This is a genomic window from Terrabacter sp. P5_B1 (assembly GCF_056400505.1).
The window spans coordinates 1-2,648 of the sequence record NZ_JBFULD010000447.1 but is presented as its reverse complement, the minus strand read 5'-3'; the positions used below and the strand labels follow the sequence as shown (position 1 = coordinate 2,648).

Genomic DNA, 2,648 nt, shown 5'->3' with positions numbered 1-2,648 from the left:
CCGTCGCCCTGCGGGCCGCCGGCGACCACGCCGGGGCACGCGACGTCGCAGAGCAGGCCCGCGAGGTCGCGGTCCGCCTCGAGGCGAAGCCGCTCCTCGCCGAGCTCGACAGCCTGCGCCCCACCGAGGGTGACGGGCCGACCGAGCTGACGCCGCGCGAGCTCGAGGTGCTGGCCCTGCTCGCGCGAGGTCTGACCAACGGCCAGATCGGCAAGCAGCTCTACATCAGCCCGAAGACCGTGAGCGTGCACGTGTCCAACCTGCTCGCCAAGCTCGGCGCCTCCGGCCGCACCGAGGCGGCCGCCATCGCCCGCCGGCGGGGCCTCGTGTCCCCCTGAGGCCCTCGCTGTGACCCTGGTGTGACCTCGGCCTCGGCCCGCGGTGCCCCGAAGTGGTGCAGTACCTCGGCGTGGACCCCTCGACCGGGCTCCCCGCCTTCGCCGAGCTCGTCGTCATGGTCATCGCCTACCTCGTGCTCGTCGGGCTCGGCAAGCTGCGGTTCTACCGCGCGGCACCGCCCCACGCGGGCGCCCCGTCCGACCTCGGCCACCGCTTCGTGCGACGGCGCGCAGCGCGCTTCAGCGTCACGGCGCCGCCTGCGTCGCGCCTTCGGCCGGGACGGTCTCGAGCACCGGGGCCCCCGGGCGCGAGCGCCGCAGGCCCGGCGTGAGGGCGATCGAGACGACGACCGACGCCGCGGCCATGACGCCCATCGCGTGCGCCGCCGCGACCGGCCCCATCCCCAGGGTGCTCGCGACCGCGCCGCCGAGCAGGGCACCGAGGGCCTGGCCCACCATGAGGCCGGTGCCCTGCAGGCCGAACACCTGACCGCGGGCCTGGCCGTCGGTGTGCGACACCAGACGCTCCTGCAGCGGCAGGCTGGCGGAGTAGCCGACGGACGCCACGAAGGCCAGCGCGGCGGCATACGGCAGCGACGGGACGAGGAAGAACGCGAGGTAGGGCACGGCGAGCAGCAGGCGCAGCGGACCGATGAGGCGGTCGCGCACCGCCACCGCGAGGAAACGGCCGACGACGATGTCGCCGAGGAGCATCCCGGCGGCCGTGACGGCGAAGAGGTAGCCGGCGCGCTCCCCCGCGAAGGGGACGAAGAGCGCCTCGCAGCCGACGATGAGGCCGTTCGGGACCCACATCGTCAGGTAGAGCGGGCGGATGACGCGCGAGCCCAGCAGTGACCGGTTCACCTCGCGCGTGCGGCGCACGAGGGACGCGCCGGCCTGGCGCGGCGGGTGGTCCGAGAGGCCGAGGCGCAGCAGGAGCACCGCGACGAAGAGGGCCGCCCCCGCGCCGAGGAAGAGCTGCGTCGTCGTGAAGGTGATGAGCAGCAGGCCACCGATGCCGTAGCCGACGATCTGCATGCCGCCGACCGCGATGTTCATCGTGGCCCTGCCGAGGATGAAACCGTCCGGCGGGAGGATGTCGGAGACGAGCGCCATCATGCTGCCGCCGAGGGCCGAGGTGATGAGCGGCCCGACCGCGAGCAGTGCGAAGCGCCAGCCCCACTCGAGTCCGGGGAGCGCCTGCAGCAGGTCCGTCACCATGGTCGTGCCGGCGACGACCACGAGCGCGGTTCGCGGCCGCACGAGGTCGGAGCCGGAGCCGAAGAGCGTCTGACCGACGAGCCGCATGAGCGGGGCGCCGAACATCGCGAGCGCCGTCAGGACCGGGGACCCGGTCGCGGAGAAGGTGATGGTGCCGAGCGCGAGGGACGCGACGGCATACGACCCGATGTTGAGGCACTGGACGAGGAAGAGGACCTGGAAGTCGCGGATGGCGAACAGCTGGCGGTAGGTCTTCACCCGGCCACCCTGACGGCCCGACGTCGTCGGCGCTAATGTTTCGGACGGAGGCGAAACATGGGGACGTGGCGGATCTCGGCCGACCTGCTGGCGCGGAGCCGCTTCGTCGTGTCCCCGCGCATCGAGACGGTCGCCGCGCTCAACGACCTCGTGCGGCCCAGCGACGCCGCCGGTCGCGCCTTCGCCGCGGCGCACCGCGAGTCGTTCGAGGAGATGCTGGCGGAGCACCCGGCGCGGCGCGCCGTCCTCGAGCACAGCTGGCGGCCGGGCTGGATCTCCGACTGGCTCGCGCTGCCGCCCGATGGTCCGGGACGCAGCTTCGCCGAGGAGATCGACGACGTGCGGACGTTGGGAGACAAGCAGGTTCGCGTGTGCCTGCGTGAGAGCAGCCCCGAGGCCACGCTCCCGCGCATCCTGACCCGGCCGGGCACCGCAGAGCACGCGGCGCAGCTGCTCGAGTGGGTCTGGACGCATGCCCTCGCGACCGACTGGGCCCGTCGCGAGCGCATCCTCCGCGCCGACATCGTCTCGCGCACGGCCCGGCTCGCCACCCACGGATGGGCGGGGGTGCTGCGCGACCTCGGGCGCGACCGCGAGTGGCTCGGCGACGGCCAGCTGCGGATCAACCGCTTCGACCTGCCGTCCCGCGTGCTCGATGACGACGCGGACCTCTACTTCGTCCCCGCACACGGCACCGCCACGTGGGTCGGGTGGGACCTGCCGAGGCGCTACGCGATCTACTACCCCGTCACCGGAGCGCTCGCCGCGGTCGACGGCCAGGCCGACGATGGGCTCGAGCGGCTCGTCGGGGGCAGCCGCGCCCTCCTGCTC

Annotated in this window: 3 protein-coding genes; 2 read left to right on the top strand and 1 reads right to left on the bottom strand. The window is 73.7% G+C overall.

Annotation, left to right across the window (positions count from 1 at the left end; all coding sequences use genetic code 11):
- A partial coding sequence (locus AC1DP0_RS20680) for a helix-turn-helix domain-containing protein (protein WP_478088227.1) occupies nucleotides 1-338 on the top strand: 338 nt, incomplete at its 5' end.
- A gap of 246 nt (nucleotides 339-584) precedes the next feature.
- On the opposite strand, the gene AC1DP0_RS20675 is transcribed toward AC1DP0_RS20680, so the two are convergent.
- Complete coding sequence (locus tag AC1DP0_RS20675) at nucleotides 585-1,817, bottom strand: MFS transporter (protein WP_478088225.1); 1,233 nt, start codon at nucleotides 1,815-1,817, stop codon at nucleotides 585-587.
- Nucleotides 1,818-1,874: 57 nt separating this feature from the next.
- On the opposite strand from AC1DP0_RS20675, the gene AC1DP0_RS20670 reads away from it, so the two are divergent.
- Nucleotides 1,875-2,648: ArsR/SmtB family transcription factor (locus AC1DP0_RS20670; RefSeq protein WP_478088223.1), on the top strand; the 774-nt coding region annotated here is incomplete at its 3' end.